18 protein-coding genes and 1 pseudogene are annotated in these 23692 nt (G+C 35.4%); 13 read left to right on the top strand and 6 right to left on the bottom strand.

The genetic code is table 11. The features are described from left to right. The 12 genes and pseudogenes from nuoF to GTZ96_RS04675 all read left to right on the top strand — a co-directional run bounded on the left by nuoF (position 1) and on the right by GTZ96_RS04675 (position 12457). Complete coding sequence (gene nuoF, locus GTZ96_RS04730; protein ID WP_161641437.1) at positions 1-1368, top strand: NADH-quinone oxidoreductase subunit NuoF; 1368 nt, start codon at positions 1-3, stop codon at positions 1366-1368. 110 nt (positions 1369-1478) lie between these two features. Next, a complete protein-coding gene (locus GTZ96_RS04725) occupies positions 1479-2528 on the top strand; it encodes a 2Fe-2S iron-sulfur cluster-binding protein (protein ID WP_161641436.1) in 1050 nt (349 codons plus the stop codon). A gap of 3 nt (positions 2529-2531) precedes the next feature. Next, complete coding sequence (gene nuoH, locus GTZ96_RS04720; protein ID WP_161641435.1) at positions 2532-3584, top strand: NADH-quinone oxidoreductase subunit NuoH; 1053 nt, start codon at positions 2532-2534, stop codon at positions 3582-3584. 150 nt (positions 3585-3734) lie between these two features. Further along, positions 3735-4253 (top strand): annotated as a pseudogene (locus tag GTZ96_RS04715) (ORF6N domain-containing protein). Positions 4254-4375: 122 nt separating this feature from the next. Then, positions 4376-4921: a NuoI/complex I 23 kDa subunit family protein gene (locus GTZ96_RS04710; protein ID WP_181033141.1), complete on the top strand. Its 546-nt coding sequence runs from the start codon at positions 4376-4378 to the stop codon at positions 4919-4921. Next, complete coding sequence (locus tag GTZ96_RS04705) at positions 4922-5461, top strand: NADH-quinone oxidoreductase subunit J family protein (RefSeq protein WP_128193035.1); 540 nt, start codon at positions 4922-4924, stop codon at positions 5459-5461. A gap of 1 nt (position 5462) precedes the next feature. After that, positions 5463-5783: an NADH-quinone oxidoreductase subunit NuoK gene (gene nuoK / locus GTZ96_RS04700; protein WP_128193036.1), complete on the top strand. Its 321-nt coding sequence runs from the start codon at positions 5463-5465 to the stop codon at positions 5781-5783. A 6-nt stretch (positions 5784-5789) separates the two neighbouring features. After that, on the top strand, positions 5790-7673 hold the full coding sequence (gene nuoL, locus GTZ96_RS04695; protein ID WP_161641434.1) for an NADH-quinone oxidoreductase subunit L: 1884 nt from the start codon (positions 5790-5792) through the stop codon (positions 7671-7673). Positions 7674-7682: 9 nt separating this feature from the next. Further along, positions 7683-9125 (top strand): complex I subunit 4 family protein, encoded by a 1443-nt coding sequence (locus GTZ96_RS04690; RefSeq protein ID WP_161641433.1) that lies wholly within the window; start codon positions 7683-7685, stop codon positions 9123-9125. Positions 9126-9183: 58 nt separating this feature from the next. Further along, positions 9184-10554, top strand: coding sequence for an NADH-quinone oxidoreductase subunit N (locus GTZ96_RS04685; protein ID WP_161641432.1), 1371 nt, complete (start codon positions 9184-9186; stop codon positions 10552-10554). 182 nt (positions 10555-10736) lie between these two features. Beyond that, entirely contained in the window at positions 10737-11453 is a 717-nt protein-coding gene (locus GTZ96_RS04680) for a DsbA family oxidoreductase (RefSeq protein ID WP_161641431.1), read from the top strand. Between the two features lie 11 nt (positions 11454-11464). Next, positions 11465-12457: a Gfo/Idh/MocA family protein gene (locus GTZ96_RS04675; RefSeq protein WP_161641430.1), complete on the top strand. Its 993-nt coding sequence runs from the start codon at positions 11465-11467 to the stop codon at positions 12455-12457. Between the two features lie 174 nt (positions 12458-12631). On the opposite strand, the gene GTZ96_RS04670 is transcribed toward GTZ96_RS04675, so the two are convergent. Next, positions 12632-13003, bottom strand: a complete 372-nt coding sequence (locus GTZ96_RS04670; RefSeq protein WP_161641429.1) for a hypothetical protein — start codon at positions 13001-13003, stop codon at positions 12632-12634. A gap of 186 nt (positions 13004-13189) precedes the next feature. Here GTZ96_RS04670 and GTZ96_RS04665 point away from each other — a divergent pair, with 186 nt between their 5' ends. After that, a complete protein-coding gene (locus GTZ96_RS04665; RefSeq protein ID WP_161641428.1) occupies positions 13190-14059 on the top strand; it encodes an AraC family transcriptional regulator in 870 nt (289 codons plus the stop codon). Between the two features lie 76 nt (positions 14060-14135). Here GTZ96_RS04665 and GTZ96_RS04660 read toward each other — a convergent pair whose 3' ends face one another. From GTZ96_RS04660 to GTZ96_RS04640, 5 genes are all read right to left on the bottom strand, one after another. Beyond that, positions 14136-15638: a family 43 glycosylhydrolase gene (locus tag GTZ96_RS04660; protein WP_235972854.1), complete on the bottom strand. Its 1503-nt coding sequence runs from the start codon at positions 15636-15638 to the stop codon at positions 14136-14138. An 18-nt stretch (positions 15639-15656) separates the two neighbouring features. After that, positions 15657-17627 carry a sialate O-acetylesterase gene (locus GTZ96_RS04655; protein WP_161641427.1) on the bottom strand — a complete coding sequence of 657 codons (1971 nt, stop codon included), beginning with the start codon at positions 17625-17627 and terminating at the stop codon, positions 15657-15659. Positions 17628-17682: 55 nt separating this feature from the next. Further along, positions 17683-19767 (bottom strand): beta-galactosidase, encoded by a 2085-nt coding sequence (locus GTZ96_RS04650; protein WP_161641426.1) that lies wholly within the window; start codon positions 19765-19767, stop codon positions 17683-17685. Positions 19768-19898: 131 nt separating this feature from the next. Continuing rightward, positions 19899-21413, bottom strand: a complete 1515-nt coding sequence (locus GTZ96_RS04645) for a cellulase family glycosylhydrolase (RefSeq protein WP_161641425.1) — start codon at positions 21411-21413, stop codon at positions 19899-19901. 18 nt (positions 21414-21431) lie between these two features. Continuing rightward, positions 21432-23663 carry a glycoside hydrolase family 3 C-terminal domain-containing protein gene (locus tag GTZ96_RS04640; protein WP_161641424.1) on the bottom strand — a complete coding sequence of 744 codons (2232 nt, stop codon included), beginning with the start codon at positions 23661-23663 and terminating at the stop codon, positions 21432-21434. Between the last annotated feature and the right edge of the window lie 29 nt (positions 23664-23692).

Raw genomic sequence — 23692 nt, 5'->3', positions numbered from 1 at the left:
ATGTCAAAAAAAATATTATTAGACAAAATAAACGTTCCAGGGATTAAAACCTATGAAGTATACCGCCAACATGGAGGTTATGCTTCAGTAGAAAAAGCCATGAAATCAATGACTCCGGACGAAGTAGTTGAGGAAGTAAAGAAATCAGGGCTTCGTGGTCGTGGTGGAGCAGGTTTCCCAGCTGGAATGAAATGGAGTTTTATTGACAAAAAATCAGGAAAACCAAGACATTTAGTTTGCAATGCCGATGAGTCAGAACCTGGGACATTCAAAGACCGATATTTGATGGAATTTATTCCTCATTTATTGATTGAAGGAATGATTACTTCCAGTTTTGCATTGGGTGCAAACCGTTCTTATATCTACATTCGTGGAGAATACATGTGGGTTTATAAAATTTTAGAAAGAGCCATTGCCGAAGCTAAGGCTGCCGGATGGTTAGGAAAAAATATTTTAGGAACAGGTTACGATTTAGAATTACACGTTCATTGTGGAGCTGGAGCTTATATCTGTGGTGAGGAAACCGCTTTAATCGAATCGTTAGAAGGCAAAAGAGGAAATCCACGTATCAAACCACCTTTCCCGGCTGTTTCAGGACTTTGGGCAAACCCAACAGTGGTAAACAACGTAGAAACTATTGCAGCAGTGCCATGGATTGTAAACAATTCAGGTGATGATTATGCAAAAATTGGGGTTGGAAGATCAACAGGAACCAAATTAATTTCGGCTTCTGGTCACGTTAAAAACCCTGGAGTTTACGAAATCGAATTAGGATTAAGTGTAGACGAATTCATGAATTCTGACGAATATTTGGGAGGAATGAGTTCTAGCAGACCATTGAAAGCCTTAGTTCCAGGAGGTTCATCAGTGCCAATTTTACCAGCCGATTTAATTTTTAAAACTGCTAATGGCGAAGACCGTTTAATGACTTATGAATCTTTAAGTGATGGCGGATTTGCAACAGGTTCTATGTTAGGTTCCGGTGGATTTATTGTTTATGATGATACGGCTTGTATTGTACGCAACACTTGGAATTTCTCTCGTTTTTACCACCACGAATCTTGTGGACAATGTACCCCTTGCCGTGAAGGAACAGGATGGTTAGAAAAAGTATTGTGGCGTATTGAAAACGGTCAGGGACGCGAAGAAGATATTGATTTGTTGTGGAGTATTCAAAGTAAAATTGAAGGAAACACTATTTGCCCACTTGGAGATGCAGCATCATGGCCAGTGGCAGCAGCAATTCGTCATTTTAGAGAAGAATTTGAATACCACATTCGTTTCCCGGAAAGAATAAAGAACAGAAATCATTTTGTTGCTGAGCCTTTTGACAAAGTAAGACATTTGGTAAGCAAGCAAACAGTTTAATCCCCACCTAGCCTCTCGCCTCGGCGAGGAGGAATGTTTGGAGAAAGTAATAACTTAATAATTAACCCAATGACTCCCTCTCCTTTGGAGAGGGTTGGGGAGAGGAAAAGATGAAAGTAACAATAGACGGTCAAGAAATTGAAGTTGAAGCAGGAACAACCATCTTGCAAGCGGCTCGTATGATAGGAGGAGAATCAGTTCCGCCTGCGATGTGCTATTATTCTAAACTAAAAGGAAGCGGTGGAAAATGCCGTTGTTGTTTAGTTGAAGTTGCAAAAGGTAGCGATGCCGATCCTAGACCAATGCCAAAATTAATGGCATCATGTGTAACAGGATGTATGGATGGTATGGAAATCAACAGTAAAAATTCAGATAGAGTGCGTGAAGCGCGTCAATCAGTTACTGAGTTTTTATTGATCAATCACCCGCTGGATTGTCCTATTTGCGATCAGGCCGGAGAATGTGATTTGCAGGATTTAAGCTTTGAACACGGAAAATCTAAAACACGTTTTATAGAAGAAAAAAGAACATTTGAACCGGAAGATATTGGTCCAAATATTCAATTACATATGAACCGTTGTATTTTATGCCAACGTTGTGTGCAAGTTGCTGATCAATTAACAGACAAGAGAGTTCATGGGGTTTTAGACCGTGGGGATCACGCTAATATTTCGACTTGTATTTCGAAAGCTATTGACAATGAATTCTCTGGAAATATGATTGATGTGTGTCCTGTAGGTGCATTGACTGATAAAACTTTCCGTTTCAAATCGAGAGTTTGGTTCAACAAACCATACAATGCACACAGAGAATGTACTACTCCGGGATGTTGTGGAAAAACAACTGTTTGGATGTTTGGAGACGAAATCCAAAGAGTTACAGGCAGAAAAGATGTTTACCATGAAGTAGAAGATTTTATTTGTAACGAATGTCGTTTTGACCACAAAGATCCAGCTGACTGGGTAATTGAAGGGCCAAGAAAATTTGACAAAGATTCGGTTATCAATCAAAATAACTATACTCAAAAATTAGATACAGTTCATATTGATACCGAAGAAGGAATTCTTAAAGGAAGAGAGCAAGACCGTAAAAAAATCAGTATGCCAGCGATCCCGTTGGATAAAGAAGAGCAAGAAGAATTTAACAATGGTAATCTATAAAAAATGGACAGTACAATTATTATAGAAAAAAGTGTTATCATTCTCGTTGTCTTTGCCATTACGATGGTTATGGCAATGTATTCTACACTTGCAGAACGAAAAGTTGCAGCTTGGTTACAAGATCGTATCGGTCCAAACAGAGCTGGAAAAGGGGGACTTTTACAACCACTTGCTGATGGTTTAAAATTATTTTCGAAAGAAGAATTTGAACCTGATACCCCCAATAGATTTTTATTCTTTGTAGGCCCAGCTGTAGCCATGAGTACGGCTTTAATGACCAGTGCAGTAATTCCGTGGGGAGATCATTTTCACCTTTTTGGAAGAGATATTATCCTGCAAGCTGCCGATATTGATGTGGCTTTATTGTATGTTTTTGGAGTTATTTCGGTAGGCGTTTACGGAATCATGATTGGAGGTTGGGCATCTAACAATAAATTCTCTTTGATGGGAGCGGTTCGTGCGGCTTCGCAAATGGTTTCTTATGAAGTAGCCATGGGATTATCAATGATTGCTTTGTTGATGATGACAGGAACTTTAAGCTTAAGAGAAATTAGTTTACAACAATCAGGAATGCACTGGAATGTGTTTTACCAACCGCTTTCTTTCTTAATCTTTTTGATTTGTGCATTTGCAGAAACTAACAGAACGCCTTTTGACTTAGCGGAATGCGAAAGTGAATTAATTGGTGGCTATCACACCGAATATTCTTCGATGAAAATGGGATTCTACTTATTTGCTGAATATGCTAATATGTTTATCTCTTCTACCATTATTGCGGTTTTATTCTTTGGAGGTTATAATTATCCGGGAATGAGTTGGATGGTAGAAAACGTGGGTGTAAATTTGGCAAACGTAATAGGAATTGGAGTTTTATTTGCAAAAATATGTTTCTTCATCTTTTTCTATATGTGGGTAAGATGGACCATTCCAAGATTCAGATACGATCAATTGATGAATTTAGGATGGAGAATATTAATTCCGTTATCGATTGTAAATATCATGATTACAGGAATTGTAATTTTGAGACATGAAATAGCAGTTTTTCTGGGATTTTAAGATTATTGAACTTAAGGAGCCAAATTGGCATCTTAACATTAAAAGCGAGGTGGTCGCAATTTGTGACCACCTATAATAACAAAATTCTAAGGTGTCGCAAAATGCGACACCTTAGAAAAGAAATTATATTTTATGCTATAAATTTTAATAATGAGTCAAATAATCATTCCTAACGAAATAATAAGTAATAAAATTTATTTTATTAGAAATCAAAAAGTGATGCTCGATAAAGATTTAGCAGAACTTTTTGATGTTGAAACTAAAAGAATTAATGAGTAAGTCAAAAGAAATATCGCCAAATTTCCTGATCACTTTATGTTTCAATTGAGTGAGAGTGAATTTGAAATCTTGAAGTCGCAAATTGCGACCTCAAGTTGGGGAGGATCAAGAAGATTACCTTATGCTTTTACAGAACACGGTGTTTTACAATTATCTAATGTTTTGAAAAGTGAAAGAGCAACTCAAATGAGTATCAAAATCATTGAAGTTTTTGTAAGTTTAAGAGATTTCCTGACTGATAATTTGAATTTAAAAATGGAAGTCGATATGATTAAGAAAAAATTAATTAATCACGATAAAAACATCGAATTAGTCTTTACTTATCTTGATGAGTTAATGGACAAACAAGACAATAAAATTGAAAGAACAAAAATAGGCTATAAAAAATAACAACATTAATACCAAAATCCCTAGCCCTGATAGCAGTGGAAATCCTTTTAAGTTTTTTCTTTAAAAACTTAAAAGATTGAAACGGAAAGCAGGATTAGCTTCAAATAAAAAATAAAATAAAGATGTCAATAGAAACCATATCCTTATCGGGAAGAAAAGTACAAGTCTCTAATAAAGAGATGACTTTTTTAGAGCGATTGTATCTTGTTGCGATTGTAAAAGGATTATTCATTACCATTAAACACTTGTTTTCAAGAAAGGTTACCATTCAGTATCCTGAGCAAGTTCGTGCGATGAGTCCTGTGTATCGCGGACAACACATGTTGAAACGTGACGAACAAGGAAGAGAGAACTGTACTGCTTGCGGTTTATGCGCTTTGTCTTGTCCTGCAGAAGCCATCACCATGAAAGCTGCCGAGCGTAAACCCAACGAAAAACATTTGTATCGCGAGGAGAAATATGCCGAAATATATGAGATTAATATGTTGCGTTGTATTTTTTGTGGATTGTGCGAAGAGGCCTGTCCAAAAGACGCGATTTATTTGACCACTTCAAAAGTATTGGTTCCTTCCAGTTATGAAAGAGAAGATTTTATTTTTGGAAAAGATAAATTATTGATGCCTTTAGAAATGGCTATCAAGAATACTGAACTTAAAAAGGCTAACTAAATGATACATATTCCTGATTTTGCACACGCATCTACTGTACAAATTATATTTTGTTTCTTAGCGTTTATCACGGTAATCACCGCTTTCTTAGCCATCTTTAGTAGAAATCCTATTCATAGTGCGCTTTACCTGGTTATTAGCTTTTTCTCTATAGCCGGCCATTACCTGTTATTGAACTCTCAGTTTTTAGCTATTGTTCACGTTATAGTGTACTCGGGTGCGATTATGATTTTGTTCCTTTTCACCATCATGTTGATGAATTTGAATAAGCAAAATGAAGTCCACAAACCTCGTATAACCCGATTAGGAGCTATAGTTTCCTTTTGTTTAATCTGTATTGTTTTGATTTTAGTATTTATCAATTCAAAACCGATAGCCGGAGAATACATTGCAACTGGTGAGGATTATCAATCGATTAAAGTTTTAGGACGTGTTTTGCTAAACGAATACATGGTTCCTTTTGAATTTGCTTCTATCTTGCTTTTAACTGCGATGATTGGAGTTGTATTATTGTCTAAAAAAGAAAAAACGGAGAAATAAAATGACAAATATTTTAAATGAAATAGGCATCGAGAACTATATCTTCCTTTCTGTAATACTTTTTTGTATTGGAGTATTTGGAGTTTTATACAGACGAAATGCTATCATCGTATTTATGTCGATAGAAATTATGTTGAATGCGGTAAACCTTTTATTCGTAGCATTTTCAACCTATCATCAGGATGCACAAGGGCAGGTATTTGTATTTTTCTCTATGGCTGTAGCTGCTGCCGAAGTTGCAGTAGGTTTAGCAATTTTGGTATCGATTTATAGAAATTTAGGTTCGATTGATATTAATAATTTAAAAAACTTAAAAGGATAAACGATAATGAATACGAATTTAGCTTTACTCTTATTATTAGCTCCTTTTTTAGGATTTTTATTTAATATTTTCTTTGGGAAAAAGATTGGAAAATCGGCTTCAGGAATTATTGGAACATTAACCGTTGTAGTATCTTTTGTAGCTACTCTTGTTTTTTTACTGCAAATTAACGAAACCAAAGAAGCTATCCAAATTGAATTATTCAATTGGATTCAAATTAGCAATTTCCGTGTGAATTTTGGTTTCTTGTTAGACCAATTATCAATTTTGTGGTTGCTTTTTGTAACAGGAATTGGTTCTTTGATCCACCTCTACTCTATCAGCTACATGCATGATGATGAGAATATGCACAAGTTCTTTGCTTACTTGAATTTGTTTATCTTCTTCATGATTGCATTAGTTATCGCAAGCAACTTATTAGTACTATTCATCGGATGGGAAGGCGTTGGACTTTGTTCTTACCTGCTTATCGGATTTTGGCATAAAAATCAAGAATACAATGATGCGGCTAAGAAAGCTTTCATCATGAACAGAATTGGAGATTTAGGATTGTTGATTGGTATTTTCATCATCGGTTCTTTATTCTCTACTTTAGATTATACTACTTTAAAAACAGCTATTGCTACTTCTAGTAATTTAGACATCACAATGCTTTCAGTTGCTGCTTTTGCTTTATTTATTGGAGCTTGTGGTAAATCGGCACAAATTCCATTGTACACCTGGTTGCCTGATGCGATGGCTGGACCTACGCCTGTTTCGGCTTTAATCCACGCCGCTACGATGGTTACTGCTGGTATTTTCATGGTTACAAGATTGAATTTTGTATTCGATTTAGCTCCGGAAGTACAAAATATCATTGCTATTGTAGGAGCTGTAACTTCATTAGTTGCCGCAACCATTGCTTTAGTTCAAACCGATATCAAAAAAGTATTGGCTTATTCTACGGTTTCCCAATTAGGGTTAATGTTCTTGGCTTTAGGTTTTGGAGCTTATGAAATTGCCGTTTTTCACGTAATCACACATGCTTTCTTTAAAGCTTGTTTGTTCTTAGGTTCAGGATCGGTAATTCATGCTTTACACGGAGAACAAGATATGCGCAAAATGGGTGGATTGAAAAAAGTAATGGGAATCACTTTTATTACTTTCTTACTTTCATCATTAGCTATTTCAGGAATCCCTCCATTTTCAGGATTTTTCTCGAAAGATGAAATCTTAATGACTGCTTTTCATAACAACATAGCGCTTTGGGTTATTGCTTCGCTAGCTTCATTAATGACTGCTTTTTATATGTTCCGTTTGTTATACTTGACTTTCTTTAAGGAATTCAGAGGAACAGAACACCAAAAAAATCATTTACACGAAAGCCCGGCATTAATTACTTTTCCACTTATTGTTTTGGCTATTTTGGCAACTATTGGTGGTTTAATTAGTTTACCAACGAATAGCTGGTTGAGTGGTTATTTAGCACCTTTATTTTCGAAAGAAGTTCACGAAGCACATCATTTTGGCACAACAGAATACACTTTAATGGCTGTTGCCGTACTTGGTGGATTAATCGGAATTACAATTGCCTTTGTAAAATACATCAAACAAAATCAGGTTCCAGCCGAAGATGCCGAAATTACAGGTTTTGCAAAAGTGCTTTACAACAAATATTATGTAGATGAAATCTATGATGCTATCTTCGTAAATTCAGTAAACGGCTTGTCTAGATTCTTTAGAGATTATGTAGAAACTGCTTTATCAGCTGCAGTTTTTGGATTAGGAAAAGTAACCAACGAATTAAGTTACCAAGGGAAGAAATTACAAACAGGAAGTATTGGTTTTTACTTGTTTGTATTTGTTCTAGGACTTTGCAGCATAGTAACTTATTTATTTTTAGCTCAATAATTTTATATCATGAACGTATCAGTACTATTAATTATACTTCTTGTTGGCTCATTTGCTACTTATTTTGCCGGTGATAAGCTAGCTTCAAAAGTGGCATTATTATTCAGCTTATTCGCCTTAGGAACTTCAATTGCTTTATTGAATATTTATAATGCAGGTGAAAACATCAGTTGTTTTAAATTTTGGATTAACAATCCTTCGATTTCTTATTCGTTAACAGCCGATGGATTATCAATAATCATGTTATTATTAACTATAGCATTGACTCCTTTAATCATCTATTCTTCTTTTGGGAACGAATATAAAAATGCTAAATCTTTTTATGCGCTAATACTGTTTATGACATTTGCTATGTCTGGAACGTTCTTAGCATCAGATGGGCTTTTATACTATATCTTCTGGGAATTATCATTAATTCCTATTTATTTCATTGCTTTAATTTGGGGTAATGGAGATACTGAAGAACGCAAAAAAGCAGTAGTTAAATTCTTTATCTATACCCTTGCAGGTTCTTTATTCATGTTAATTGCTTTTGTCTATTTATATCAAAAAGCAGGTAGTTTCCTGATTCAGGATTTATACAAATTGGAATTAAGCCGAATGGAACAATTCTGGATATTCTGGGCATTCTTCTTAGCCTATGCTATCAAAATCCCAATCATCCCTTTCCACACCTGGCAGGCAAAAGTGTACCAAAAAGCACCAACAGTGGGAACCATGCTTTTATCAGGTATTATGCTAAAAATGGGATTGTATAGCGTGTTGCGTTGGCAATTACCATTAACTCCTATTGCCGCAAGAACTTATTTGCCTATACTGATTGGTTTGGGAATTGCAGGTGTAATCTATGGTTCGATTGTAGCTTTAAGACAAAAAGATTTGAAAAAATTATTGGCTTATTCTTCATTGGCACACGTTGGATTAATTGCTGCAGGAGCTTACACTCTAACAATTGACGGTTTACGAGGAGCGGTTTTACAAATGATTGCACACGGTTTTGTTGTTGTTGGATTATTCTTTGCTGCCGAAATTGTTTATAGAAGATACGAAACCAGAACCATTGCTGATATGGGTGGTATTCGAACTCAAGCGCCAAAATTTGCTTCTATGTTTATGATTTTGGTTTTAGCATCTGTAGCCTTGCCTACTACTTTTAACTTTGTTGGAGAATTCACGGTTTTATACAGTCTTTCTCAAATCAATCTATGGTTTGCTCTTTTAGGAGGAACAACCATTATTTTAGGCGCTTATTATATGTTGAAAATGTACCAACAAGTAATGCTTGGAGAAACGAATACAAAAGTATTTGCCGATGTAACTTCCCACGAAGGCTTAGTTTTGGTTATTATAATTGCAGTTTTATTCTTTTTTGGATTGTATCCAAGGCCAATTAATGAGTTAATCACTCCTTGTTTGGATCAGATTTTAAGAACAATAAATAAAATTCAGTAATAAATCACACTAAAGATTTAAGTGTTTTGATCTTAAATCCTGAATCACTAAATAAAATATGAATACATTAATAGCAATAATAGGATTAGGTATTTTATGCCTTATATTAGAAATTTTTGATGCTAGAAAAGCAATTATTCCAGTTGTAGTTATTGGATTATTGGCTGTACTGGGATTAGATATTTCTGAATTTAACAGCCCTAACGCCTACTACAACAACATGATTATTGTAGGTAAATTTTCGTCTGCATTTTCAGCGTTATTTATCATACTAACTATTTTCTTAGTGAGTTTAGGTCATAAATTTTATGAAAATCATCAAACTAAAATCTCCGATTTTATTGCCATAAAAATATTCTTGCTAGCGGGAGCGGTTACCATGGTTTCATTTGGAAACTTAGCGATGTTCTTTTTAGGAATCGAAGTTTTATCTATTGCCTTATATGTTTTGGCGTCAAGCAACCGATTGAGCATTAAAAGCAACGAAGCCGGATTGAAATATTTCCTGATGGGTTCATTTGCTTCAGGAATTATCCTTTTTGGTATCTGTTTAATTTACGGTGCTATGGGAAGTTTTGATGTTATTGAAATTAGCGAATTATCGCGTTCTGCCGAATTACCAATTTGGTTCCCAATTGGAATTGTTTTGGTTTTTATTGGAATGCTTTTCAAGATTGCAGCTGTACCATTTCATTTTTGGGCACCTGATGTATACGAAGGTTCTCCAGCTTTAACAACAGCTTTAATGAGTACGTTGGCAAAAGTAGTAGCCATTGCCACCTTATACAAATTGGTTAAAACCATGAATGCTGATATATCTCCTTCATTCCAACTAATAATTGTAATTATATCAATTGCTTCGATGACCGTTGGAAACATCATGGCTTTACGTCAGGTAAATGTAAAACGTATGTTGGCTTTTTCTGGTATTTCACATGCCGGATTTATGTTGATGACATTATTAAGCACAGCCAAATCTTCCGGAACTTTATTGTATTATACTTCGGCTTATGCCTTAGCGGGAATCGCCGCTTTTAGCGTGATTTTATATGTATGTAAAACCAAAGAAAATGAAGACATCACTAATTTCCACGGTTTAGGGAAAAACAATCCATTAATGGCAGCTATCTTAACGGCTTCATTACTTTCTATGGCTGGTATTCCTATATTTAGTGGTTTCTTCGCTAAATTGTTTTTATTCAATCAAACTATCCAAGCTGGATTTATTGCCTTAGTTATTGTTGCTGTAACCAATTCGATTATAAGTGTGGGTTACTACTTCAAATTGATTTTGGCAATGTACACCAAAGAACCAAACGAAGCTAAAATTCCAACTCCAGCAGTTATTTATGTTGTAGCAGTTATTTCGATTGTTTTAAATATCGCTTTAGGTTTATTCCCATCCTTTGTTTTGGATCTATTAGGATAAAAAACTTTATTTTTAAATTATACAATAGCCATCAAGAGTGATATTTTGATGGCTTTTTTGTTTTTAAAACATTTTTATTGAATCCCCTTTTCCAAATAAAAACATAAAAGCTCAACTTTTCCAAAATCATTTGACTACATTTGTATATACAAATAAAAATTTATTCACTTTAAAAAATAAAGATGGAAAATAAATTAAACATACAAATATGGTCGGATATTATGTGTCCGTTTTGTTATATAGGAAAGAGACGATTAGAAAATGCTATTACCCAATTTGGTCATCAGGATACCATTGAAATCGAGTGGAAAAGTTTTCAACTAGATCCCAATTTCATAGCTTCGGAAGACGACAATCTAGTCGACCATCTTGCCGAAAAATATAGAAAAGATAAAGATTGGGCTATTGAATCCTTAGAAAACATGACTCAAAATGCTGCGAATTCAGGATTGGAATTTCATTTTGAAAAAGCCATTATGGCCAATTCATTAAATGCCCATCGTTTATTGCATTTAGCAAAAGAACATCAACTGGCAAACGAATTAAAAGAACTGCTCTTTAAAGCCTATTTAACAGACGGAGAAGATGTAAATAAAAAAGAAACTTTAAAGCAATTAGGGATTTATGCAAGACTTGATGCTAACAAAATAGACGGAGTACTTAACTCGAATCTTTATTCCAAAGAAGTACAACAGGACATGCTTACCGCACAAAAAATCGGAGTCCAGGGAGTTCCCTTTTTTGTTTTCGAAAACAAATATGCTATTTCGGGAGCGCAACATGTAGAAACCTTTGTAAAAACACTGGAAAAAGTTTGGGAAGAAGGAGATTTCGAATCAAAAATTACTATCTTGAACGCTACTTCAGAAAATAGCTGTGGTATTGATGGTTGTAATTAATTAAGATAATAATGAGTGCTATAAATAAAGAGAATACAATTATTCGTTGGGGAATTATAGGTTGCGGAGATGTAACCGAAAAGAAAAGTGGTCCGGCATATCAAAAGACAGCAGGTTTCAAAATCGTAGCTGTGATGAGAAGAGATGCTAAAAAAGCAGCTGATTATGCTAAAAGACACGGAATCCAAAAATTCTATTCGGACGCTGATGCATTAATCAATGACCCCGAAATTGACGCTGTTTATATAGCAACTCCTCCTGATTCGCATAAATTATACGGATTAAAAGTAGCCGAAGCAGGAAAAATATGCTGTATCGAAAAGCCATTGGCTCCAAGCTATGAAGACAGCAAAGCCATTTATGAGGCTTTCAAAACTAAAAATATTCCGCTATTTACCGCTTACTACCGACGTACTTTACCCCGCTTTAAGCAAATTAAAAAATGGCTGGAAGCCAATAGCATTGGACAAATCAGACATATCAATTGGCATTTAAGCAAACCAGCATCTCCTCAGGATTTATCAGGTTTGTACAATTGGCGTACCGATGCCGAAGTTGCTAAAGGAGGCTATTTTGATGACCTAGCCAGTCATGGATTGGATTTATTCAATTATCTATTAGGAGATATCACAGAAGTTTCAGGAATGAGTCTGAATCAGCAAGGTTTATATTCTGCAAAAGATGCCTTAGTTGCCTGCTGGAAACACGAAAGTGGTGTTACAGGAACTGGTAGTTGGAATTTTGGGTGTGCTACAAGAGAAGACAAAGTAATTATTTATGGAAGCCAGGGAACAATAGAATTTTCAATATTCAATGAAGATCCAATAATCCTAACAAATGAAAACGGGATAATTCCGCTTGAAATAGAACATCCGGAAAACGTACAACTTCATCATGTGCAACAAATGAAAGAACATTTATTTGATCAGGGAATTCATCCCTCTAGCGGAAAATCAGCTACGCATACCAGCTGGATTATGGATAAAATAATGGGAACTCTATAAAATAAAAAAAAGCTTCAAATATTGAAGCTTTCTTTTTTCACTACACAAACTAATTAATTACTAACTAATAGCAAATTTCTAACCACTGTTCTATTAACATAATTCGTGCCAAAAAATTAAATTGAAACTTTTTTATTTAAAATAATTATTAAAAAATACCTCTTTCAATATTAATTACAAAGCTGGTTTCACCACTTCAGAAAGAGGATCAGACATAATGGTTGCAGAATCATTTAAGACTAAAACTTCATATTTTGTAGTTTTAGTTTTAGATTCCTCAACTAAATAATACACCCCTTCGTTAAAGTTATTTAAGTCATAACTTCTAACTACCTTTCCATCGACCGCAAGGCTCTCAGTATGGATTAACTTATCATCAGCATCATAAATACTTATTTTAATTTGATCTTTATCCTCTAGACCAAATGAAATCATTTTTTCTTGTCGAAATTTATTATGTAATGAAAAATTAACCGCCACTGCATACACATTCATAGCTAATAAAACTACTCCTACTACTAAACTAATTTTTAAAATCTTTTTCATAATATATGTTTTTAGATTTATAATCATTTAACAATATCAAAGGTATTACAAGCTTTAACTCAAAAAGAACTGTATATTTTCCAATTAGTATGTTATTTTACCTTTTACGAAAACGTTTTAGTACTATATAGATAATATTACATATTTTTTTGTTAATTTAGTATAGCCAAATTAAAAACTAAAAAAATGAAATCAAACCTACCAACACTCAAAATCATAGAACCTTCATTTGGAAGTTCGTTCACATTGACCAAATACGATATTAATTACAACTCTCATTTCTGGCATTATCATCCGGAAATAGAATTGATTTATGTAAATGGTGGAGCAGGAAAACGCCAAGTAGGAAGTCATATTTCTTATTATTCTAATGGCGATTTGACTTTAATAGGTAGCAATTTACCGCACTGTGGTTTTACAGACGAACTAACAGGAAACAAAAATGAAATTGTAATCCAAATGAAACCCGATTTTCTGGGAGAACATTTTTTCAACATTCCTGAAATGCGAAACATTAAAGATTTATTACAACAAGCCAAATCAGGAATTACTTTTGGTGGAAAAACGAAGAGAAAAATTGGGAAGAAAATTGGAAAAATGGAAGACCAAACTCCGTTTGAACGTCTATTAAGCATTATCGAAATCTTCAATGAGTTAGAATTAGCCACCGAAGATGCTACGGTATTAAACGCCCAAGGTTTTCGAATGGAAATGCATGTACAGGATAATGAAAGAATCAATTACATTTTTAATCATGTAAAGGATAATTTTAAAGAGCCTATCCGACTGGAAGAAATGGCAGAAAAGGTAAGTATGACTGTGCCTTCATTTTGCCGTTATTTCAAAAAAATAACCCATAAAACCTTTACCAAATTCGTAAACGATTATAGACTGGTTCATGCCTGTAAATTATTAGCCGAAAAACCCATAAGCATATCGGCAATTGCTTTTGAAAGCGGCTTTAATAATTTCAGTCATTTTAATAAATCATTCAAAGAATTTACCGGAAAAAATGCTTCTGAATACAGACATGAATTAAAATCGTTTTTGGAGTAAAAAAACCAACAACTAAATCCAATTTCCTTTCGTAAGATTTATGTTTGATTCAAATTTATAAAAAAAGAATGCTTAATTATGGTAAAGCATTATATCTAAAATTCTTAAAAATAACCTGACCACTCCCAACAGCAGAAAGACCCAATTTCAAACTCATAAAACCACTCAATACATTATGATTGAATGATGAAACTTCTGCAGAATTTTCAATTTTTAACCAATCTTTGCCGTTAATGCTGTAAAACATATTAACGATTTGCTCTTTCTTATCTAAACGAAGAAATAAATGATTTTTATTTACTCCTTTTTGAGTTGGAAACTGCCACGCTCTGAGTATAGCAGAAATATTTTCTTTATCAGCTGCAATACCTGTATAAATTTTGGTGTCATAAAACAAAATAAGTCCTGCAGATGCATCCCCTTCAATTTCTACTTCAACTTCAGCTGTATAAGAATGATCCGAAGGAGTACACAATAATGGAGAACTTTCACCAACATTGTTTCCTTTGCCTTTAATTTTTAATCCATTTTTAGAAAATTGAATTCTATCTGCCTCATATTGATTATAAAACTGCCATTGAGCCTGAAGTTCCGTAGCTGTAAAAGGATCCGAAAGAGTGAAATTACTTTTCACAGATTGGCCTGTAGGTTTCTTTAGTACATCTTCTGTTTTACCACCTGTTTTCATTTTGAACCAGCCATCAGCAGTCCATTCTACAGCTTGCAAAAGTGTCTGACGCCCCATATTGTAATAGCCGTTTTCATAACCATGAAAAACCATCCACCAATTTCCTTTAGTATCATCAATCAAAGTTGCGTGACCTTTTGACCACCATTTTTCGGAACTGTCTTTTGTTCTGATAATTGGATTATAGGGTGAGTTTTCCCAAGGTCCAAAAGGTGTTTTAGATTTTGCAGATATTACCATGTGGCTTGTGGCCGGACCAGCGGTTCCACCTTCTGCAACTGTAAGATAATAGTAATCTTTATACTTTAAAACTTTTGGCCCTTCCATACAAAAACATTCAATAGACCATTCGCTAGGTATTTTCCAACCATCATAACTATGCTTTATATCGCCAACTACAGATAAACCGTCTTTAGACAATGGCACATAACCTCCATTGCTAAAATAAAGGAATCGATTCCCCTTTTCATCAGCAAAATGCCCAGGGTCAATATTCCCAATCTTTAAATCTATAGGATCACTCCATGGACCATTTATATCATCTGCCCAAACCACATAGTTAGTTTCATTGGCAGGGAAATAGATGTAAAATTTGTTATTGTATTTAACTAAATCAGGAGCCCATACCGAACCTACACTTTTTTTCAGCGCATGAGTAACAGCTTTCCAATTCACTAAATCTTTAGAAGTCCAAATTAGCAAACCAGGATAATAATTAAATGAAGAATGCACAATATAGTAATCCTCTCCATCTCTAATTATCGAAGGATCCGGATAATCACCGGCAAATATTGGATTGCTATAAGATTCATTGTTTTTCGGGCTGTTTTGTTGCTGTGCGTTGATTACAAACGACAGGGAAAACAGGAATAATAAAATTGGTTTTTTCATAATTAAAATTGCATAAAATTATTTGCTGACCTTATACTTTTCATTAGCCGTAATCATTTCCCAATCATCAGTCCTGAAAGGAGATGCCGGAAATTTTTCTTTATTGTACAAATTGATTTCAGTATCATCATCAGCCCAGCCGTAATGAATAGCAACCGGATTTTGCACATTTTCGCTGGAAACGATAACTTTATTATTTTTGATAATCGCTTTTGCAGAATGAAAAACTTTGTCAGCACCTGCAATTTCGAATCCTTTTAGGTTTTCTGAATTATCTGATGTTGATAATCCTGAACCTGTATTATCGAAAGTCAGGATGATTTGGTTTCCTTTTACTTCCTGAGATTTAAAAGTTGGTCCGCTGTACACTCTTTTTTTACCATACACATTATTTAAAGCAATCGCAGCTAAACGCAAACCTACGTCATTTTTGTTGGTTGGGTGAATATCTTTTGCATTCCCGATATCGGTAGTTACTGCCATTCCGGTGTTTGGTAATTTCAGCGTTTGTGATTGCGCTTCGCGAAGTTCTGCCCAGCGACTTCCTTTTGTACTGTTTCCACCAAACTCATCATAGGTTGACAATTGCACAAAATAGAAAGGAAAATTACCCTGATCCCCTGCCTGTCCGGCAGAGAGCCATTTTGCTCTCCAATCATTTATCATCAAAGGAAATGCTGTTTTGTATTGTTGGGCTCTGGTCACATTGGCTTCGCCCTGATACCATAAAACACCTTGAAAAGCATACGGAATTAAAGGATTTACCATCGCATTATACAACAACGATGGATAACTATTAGGTGACAAAGCTATTTTTAGCTGCACTACATTAAATTTCCAAAGTCCCTCCAGCGGGATATTGCCATCTTTGAAATCGATTTTCAAATCGGCTGCATCTCCATAAATTCCACCACCTCCGGAATAATCTGCAATTCGAACTGCGATTACATTCGTTCCTTCTTTTAAAACACCCGCAGGAATTTTGTAGATTCTTTTTGCTTCCCAAATGTTGTTAGTACCTACTTGAACTCCGTTTACATAAGTTACATCTTCATCATCAACCTTGGATAAATGCAAAACAGCCTCTTTTTTGGCTTGTTCCGCTGATAAAACAATCGTTTTTCTCATCCAGACTATGCCATCAATATTTCCTATTTGCTGATTCTCCCATAATGAAGGCACTTTTATTTCAGGCCAGTTGGCATCCTTAAAATCCAACGTTGCAAATTGATTTTCGTTAGTCGTAGTTACTTCAAAACCTTGGATTTTTTGTATATTCTCTAAAAGTGACTTTTTGTATATTTCAAAAACCGCATCCATATCAACTTGAGGAACTTCGGCAATCATGTCTTTAAAGTCATCACTTTTTTCAAAAGCGTCCCGACTTGTCCAGGTTTCTACACAGGTTCCGCCCCATGACGTATTGATGATTCCGATTGGAATTTTTAATTCGGCATATAATTTTTTAGCGAAATAATAACCAACTGCGGTAAAGTTCCCAACGGTTTCTTTACTGCTTGCTTCCCATTTTCCTGCTTTTAAATCGTCTTTTGGTAAACCGCTTAAGTCCTGCGCCACACCAAAATGACAAATCATAGGATTATTTGCCTGCTGTTTTTGAATTTCAAAATCAGGCAATTTATACATCTGAAATTCCATATTGGATTGTCCGCTGCATATCCAAACTTCACCAACCAAAACATCTTTGATGACAATTTTATTTTTTCCGCTAATAGTTAATTCAAAAGGACCTCCCGCTTTTTCCGAATCTAATTTTACCATCCATTTTCCGTTTATATCGGCATGGATAGTTTTAGTTTGCTTGTTAAAATGAATTACCACTTTTTCATTGGCATCTGCCCATCCCCAAACCGGAATTGCCTTATTGCGTTGCAACACCATTCCGTCAGAAAACAACAAAGGCATTCGAACAGTAGCGTTTGCAATCAGACTACAAATCAAAAAAAGAAAGGCTATATTTTTTTTCATATTTTTTTATTTTAAATTATAGAAAATCCTCCGGTAATTCTTAAAAAAGCTATCACTACTCTTTCCAAACCGTAACTCCTGGAGGCTTTAAAGTACTGTTGCCAATAAGAATTTCAGCTTTTGGAGGAATTTCCAATTGATAATCCTTTGATGAATAATTTACCGCTACCCAAAATCCATCACGCCATTGCACATAAACTCCTTCTGGATAATTTTCGGTAGTTGCTCCCGCCTGTTCGTAAACTTTTCTCAGAACATCACGCTCTAAACTGGCATCATCTGTATCCACTCCAATATATGTAACGGTTCCTTTTCCAATGGTATTGATAACAACGGCTGCCTTTCCTGCATAAAACTGATCTGCATAAGTCGCCAAAACATTCTTCTTTTGATTGGCTTCGACTAAATCGGCCCAATTGTTCCAAGAATACGTTTTGCCTAAACCTGTTATTTTACCTTCAACATTAGCTGGTAAATGGTCAAAATTATCAATTTTAGCATCAATAAGAGGCGAAATTGTTTCACCCCATGCAGACCTGAAAATATGTCCGTTGCGGTCTTTGACTCCTGTTCGAACCGTTAGCACTAAATTCCCTCCTTGTTTTACATAGTTTTCCCACTTAGCAATAAGAGCTTTATCAACCAATTCAAATGCTGGAGCGATTACTACTTTATATTCATTCAAATCATCCTTTTCATATACGATATCAGCCGGAGCACCGAACGATTTGGCTATTTCCAGATATTTTTGAAAAAACGGCAACGTATTCCATTGTGTTGTTTGGCCTTGCCTTCCCATGCTCCAATAATTATCATAATTCCACAACAGAGCCGTTTTACGAGCTTCTATTTCCTTAGGTCTTTTGGCTTCGGGATTGTATGCTTTTCGCAAGATTTTCATTTCGTTTATCGCTTGTTGGTACTCTTTTCCACCCTGCGAAAGCGTTACTCCGTCAAGTTTCATAATTCCAGCATGATACTGTTCAGAACTGTAATTTATTTGGCGATAACGATACGAACAGGCAAAGGATAAATTGCCCCCAAAACAATGATACAACCACATCCGCACAGTACCCGGCTCCAATAAAGGATTGATGGCTCCCCAATTTACATAACCAGGCTGAAGCTCCATAATTCCTGCATTTGTATGCTCTTGTTTAAAAAAACTCAGCGCAAAAGAAAGCTCTTTAGAATCGCCTAATCTAAAACCTTTGTTTCCAATATTAGCATTTCCTTTATTAGGGTAAGATGTAAAAGAATTAAAATCTAATTTATGGGTTCTTCGTGGATCTGCACCAGCTGATGTAGCGGTGTAATTAGTCGTAACATACTGATTTTTAGAAATTAGTGAACGAAGTATTGCAGCTTGAAAATCCAAAAAATCAGCCTGCGTATCAGCGGTGTAACGTTTGAAATCCAATAATGCATGCGGATTGGTTCCCCACCAGCCTACCAGATTGGCATTATAAATTTTAATCTGACTAAAATCACTGAAGGTTTGACTCCAAAAAGCAGTTCCCCAAGCATTATTCAATGCTGCAATGGTTTGGTATTTATTTTTAAGCCAAAGTTGAAAGGCTAGTTGTGAGGACGGACTATAATCTTCCTTACCCTCGGGTTCATTATCCAATTGCCAGCCTATAACCGCAGCATTATTACCATATCGTTGCCCCATTTGTGTGATGATTTTTTTAGAAAAATCTCTCCAAACAGGATTAGACAAGCTTTGCACTCCTCTTGTGCCGTGTTCCGCTCTTTGATAATTGGAATTCAAAACATAAATCTCGGGATACTTTATTCCCATCCAAACCGGTGAAATAGACGTGGGCGTACCTAAAACAACTTTCAAATGATATTTTGTAGCTAAACCAATAACGGTATCCAACCACTTAAAATCATACTTCCCTTCTTCGGGCTCCATATCAATCCAGGCGAATTCGGCAACATGAATGAATTGAAATCCTAAATCCGATATGTTTTTGATATCCCGTTCCCATTCTGACGAATCCCAATGTTCAGGATAATAGTAAATTCCAAAAGTCATTAAATCTTTTTTCGGAAAAAAATGGGAACTGTCTTGTGCGTTCACTATATTAATTACCAATAAAAATAATGCTCCTAAATAAAATATTTTTTTCATCTATTTGTATTAAAATCGACCACTAGCAATCGTTTTTTTATTTTAAAACTAGCTTTCTAAAACGGTAACGATTCGAAAGCTAGTTTTAAATAAGTGTAAGCTATTAAGGAAATAGTCAAGACATCTTTACTTTACTTTAATCCATCCAGCAAAGCATTCAAAGCCTGACTATCGTATACCGTATTATTGCTTCTATTAAATAAAGACATCGTATTTACTCCCAAATTTCCAGCATCCCAATAGAACGGAATCAGACCATTAGCCTTAGCTTGTTTTACAACATATTTTAGAAAATAAGCTCTTGAATTGAGATGTAAAGTCAAAGCATCGCCAGTTAAATCACGTCTAATAGCTCCAAACTCACCTAAGATTACCGGAATACCTTTATCTACAAATTGTGTTTTCATGGAAACGAAAAACTTATCTAAATCAGCTTCTTCTCCCCAGGATGAATTGCGGGTAACATCTGTAGTTGAGTGATAATTGGCTCCCCAGTAGTAAAACATTTTACCCCAGTTAGCATCTTTATCCATAAGACAAAATTGATACGGAGTGTAATAATGAACCTCGGCCATCATTCGATTAGCTACTTTATCTGTTGGCAAAGTAGTCATCAATTTATTTGTTTTTTCGATATCTGTTGATGGCCCTTGAACGATTAAATTACGATAGGCATTTTTACCTCCGGTAGAACGAACAGCATCAATAAATGTTTGATGATAAGAAGTTAAAACTGCCATCTGGGTTGCATTTTCAACATTTGGTTCATTGGCACTGGCAAAAAGCAAATGCTCATCAAAACCTCTCAAGTGAGTTGCAATTTGTTCCCAAAAGGCTTTTTGCTTGGCATTGTTAGCTTCTTTTTGGGCTTCGGTACAATTATTTTCTAACCATCCACCATCCCAGTGAATGTTCACAATTACATACATATCATTGTCAACACAATATTGAACAACTTCTTTTACTCTGTCCAGCCATTCTGTTTTAATTTGTGCCGTTGTAGCGTTGGCCAGATTCTGATTCCAAGAGCACGGAATTCTAATAGCATTAAAGCCATTTGCTTTAACCAAATCAATCAACGCTTTGGTCACTTTTGGGTTTCCCCAAGCTGTCTCTCCGCCAATCGCTTCCATTGTATTCCCAATATTCCAACCCAACTTCATTTTTGCTGCTAATTGTAGGGCGGAACTGCTCATTCCTGTTGCATCGGCTACAACTGGATTTGTATTGTAACTTGGATACAAATTAACAACAGGAGTTATTCCTTCTTGAGAAACTGAAACTTGTACCGAAGAAACTTCAGTTGAACTTATTGTAATAACTGCAGTTCTAGTAGCATTGCTGGTATTTGCTAATGCAGTTATTTTTACTGTAGTAGTACCTGATATTCCTGAATTTTGACTCAACTGTATCCAACTAGCATCTGAAGAACTAATTGTCCATGCTTTTGTATTTGTTGTTATCGACACATTCGATTCATTTCCGGCATTCTGAAAATCAATATGATTAACATTTGCCGTTAGTGTTTTTACAACTGGCACTGGATTATTTGGTTCAGATTCCTTATCAGAACTACAAGCCCAGGCACTTAGAAAAGCCAGTAACAAAACAGAACTCAACAGGTAACTTTTAATTATTTCCTTCATAGCTTCTTTATTTTATTTTTATTTAATAAGTACAACAACTTCTTTCTTTATATCCCTGGAAGATGTTCCTAGTTTCAACGTATAACTTCCCGGTTCTACAACCCATTTTTTTGATGTAACATTGTAATATGCTAATTCTTTCACGGGAACATTTATGGTGACTTTTTGATTCTCGCCAGCTTTAACCAATACTTTTTTAAATCCTTTTAACTCTTGAGCAGCACGTTGAATTTTTGAATCTGATTTAGAAGCATACAATTGAACTACTTCTTTACCATCAACTTTACCCGTATTTTTAACGTCCACAGAAACCGTAATTATATCATCATTATCATATTCCTTTTTATCTGCTTTAGCATTTTCGAAAGCAAAAGTCGTGTACGATAGTCCATAACCAAAAGGATACATTGGTGCAATATTTTTAGTATCAAACCAACGATAACCTACCAAAATTCCTTCAGCGTAAGTAACGGTTTTATCTCCAGGAAAACTTTTGGTAGCATGAGCCGGAGAATCCATAATTTCTCTAGGCATCGTCCAAGGTAATTTTCCTGATGGATTTACTTTTCCTAATAATACATCAGCTAGAGCATTTCCTCCTTCGGAACCATTAAACCAGCTCCACACCAAAGCCTTTGTTTCCTTACTGATTTCTTCGATTTCAAAAGGGGCACCTGCAATCATAACCACAATAGTTCTAGGATTTACAGCAAGTACTTTTTTAATTAATTCTTCTTGTCCAAAAGGTAATTTTAAGTCTCTACGATCAGATGCTTCCGTTTCATAATCGCGATTAGAACCGGCAAAAACAATAGCAACATCAGAATTTTTTGCCGCATTAATGGCTTCTTCTAATTTTTCCGGATCAAGTTTGTCAATAGTTACTGGCCCATTTAAAGTAATATCTCCTAGTTTTCCCTTATTTTTTTTATCATAACGCTCTAAATATCCTTCTGCATAATTAATTTTAATAGAAGAAGGCAATCTGTTTTTCAGACCTTCAAGAGGAGTGATTTCTCTCTTGGTTTTTACTCCGGCTCCAAATCCACCTAAAGCATTTTTCTTTGTGGCATTATTTCCAATGACCGCAATCGATTTTACACCATTCAACTGTAGAGGCAATGCGTTATGATCATTTTTCAACAATACAATTGCTTCTGCTGCAATTTTATAAGCATCTTGATAATGCGCTTCTGTAGCAATACTTCCCTTCACTCGATCTTTTCCACCCATTGCTTTTACTTGGAACAAAACACCTAATATTCTTTTTACGTGTTTATCAATTTCTGCTTCCGAAATTTCGCCCGCCTTCGCAGCCGCGATTAGTTTGTCGGCCAGGAAAAATTCGTTGAACGGTTTTGGTGTTCCCATTTCGATATCCAATCCGTTTTTCAAGGTTTTTACGGTAGAATGCACCGCTGCCCAATCGGAAACAACGACACCTTTGAAACCCCATTCGTCACGCAAAATGGTGTTGAGCATATAATCGTTCTCGCATAAATATTCACCTCTAAACTTGTTGTAAGCGCCCATTATACTATAAGCTTTAGCCTCTTTTACAGCAGCTTCGAATGCCGGTAAATAAATTTCTCGCAGTGTACGTTCATCAATTTGCACATCAACAAAATCACGATTGGTTTCTTGGTTATTGGCAGCAAAATGTTTGACGCAAGCCATAACATCATTGTCTTGTAAACCAACAATCAACGGCACGGCCATTTTTTTATTCAAGAAAGGGTCTTCAGTCGAATATTCATACGTTCTACCTCCGAGTGGTGTTCTAACAATGTTGATGGCTGGCGAAAGAAGCATATCCTTGTCTCTGGCACGCATTTCCTGACCAACACTATTCCCAAAAGTGTAAGCCATTTTCGTATTCCAAGTAGCTGCCAAAGCTCCAGAGGCTGGATAATAAGTCGCAAAATCGTTGTCCCAACCTGCCGCAGACCAATTGTCACGGGAAATTTCTTCTCGAACGCCTAACGGACCATCGGCCATTTTCAATTCTGGAATTCCCAAGCGTTTTACACCTCCGGTAGAAAACATGCTATTGCCATGCAACATCCCTATTTTTTCTTCAAGAGTCATTTGGGCTACCAATTTGTCAATTTTCGCATCAAATTCAGAACTTAAAGACTTTACTCTAGTAGTTTTATTTTGTTTTTTTGCTTTAACCGTCTGAGAATTTGCATTGTATCCCTTAAACAGTAACATTGAAAAAATGGATAAGGTGATTATTTTATTTTTCATAAATAGAGAAATTTATTTTATTTTTTTTA

Source organism: Flavobacterium undicola (assembly GCF_009909155.2).
Lineage (GTDB): Bacteria > Bacteroidota > Bacteroidia > Flavobacteriales > Flavobacteriaceae > Flavobacterium > Flavobacterium undicola.
Note: the sequence above shows the minus strand (reverse complement) of the source record. Positions and strands in the feature narration are given on the sequence as shown.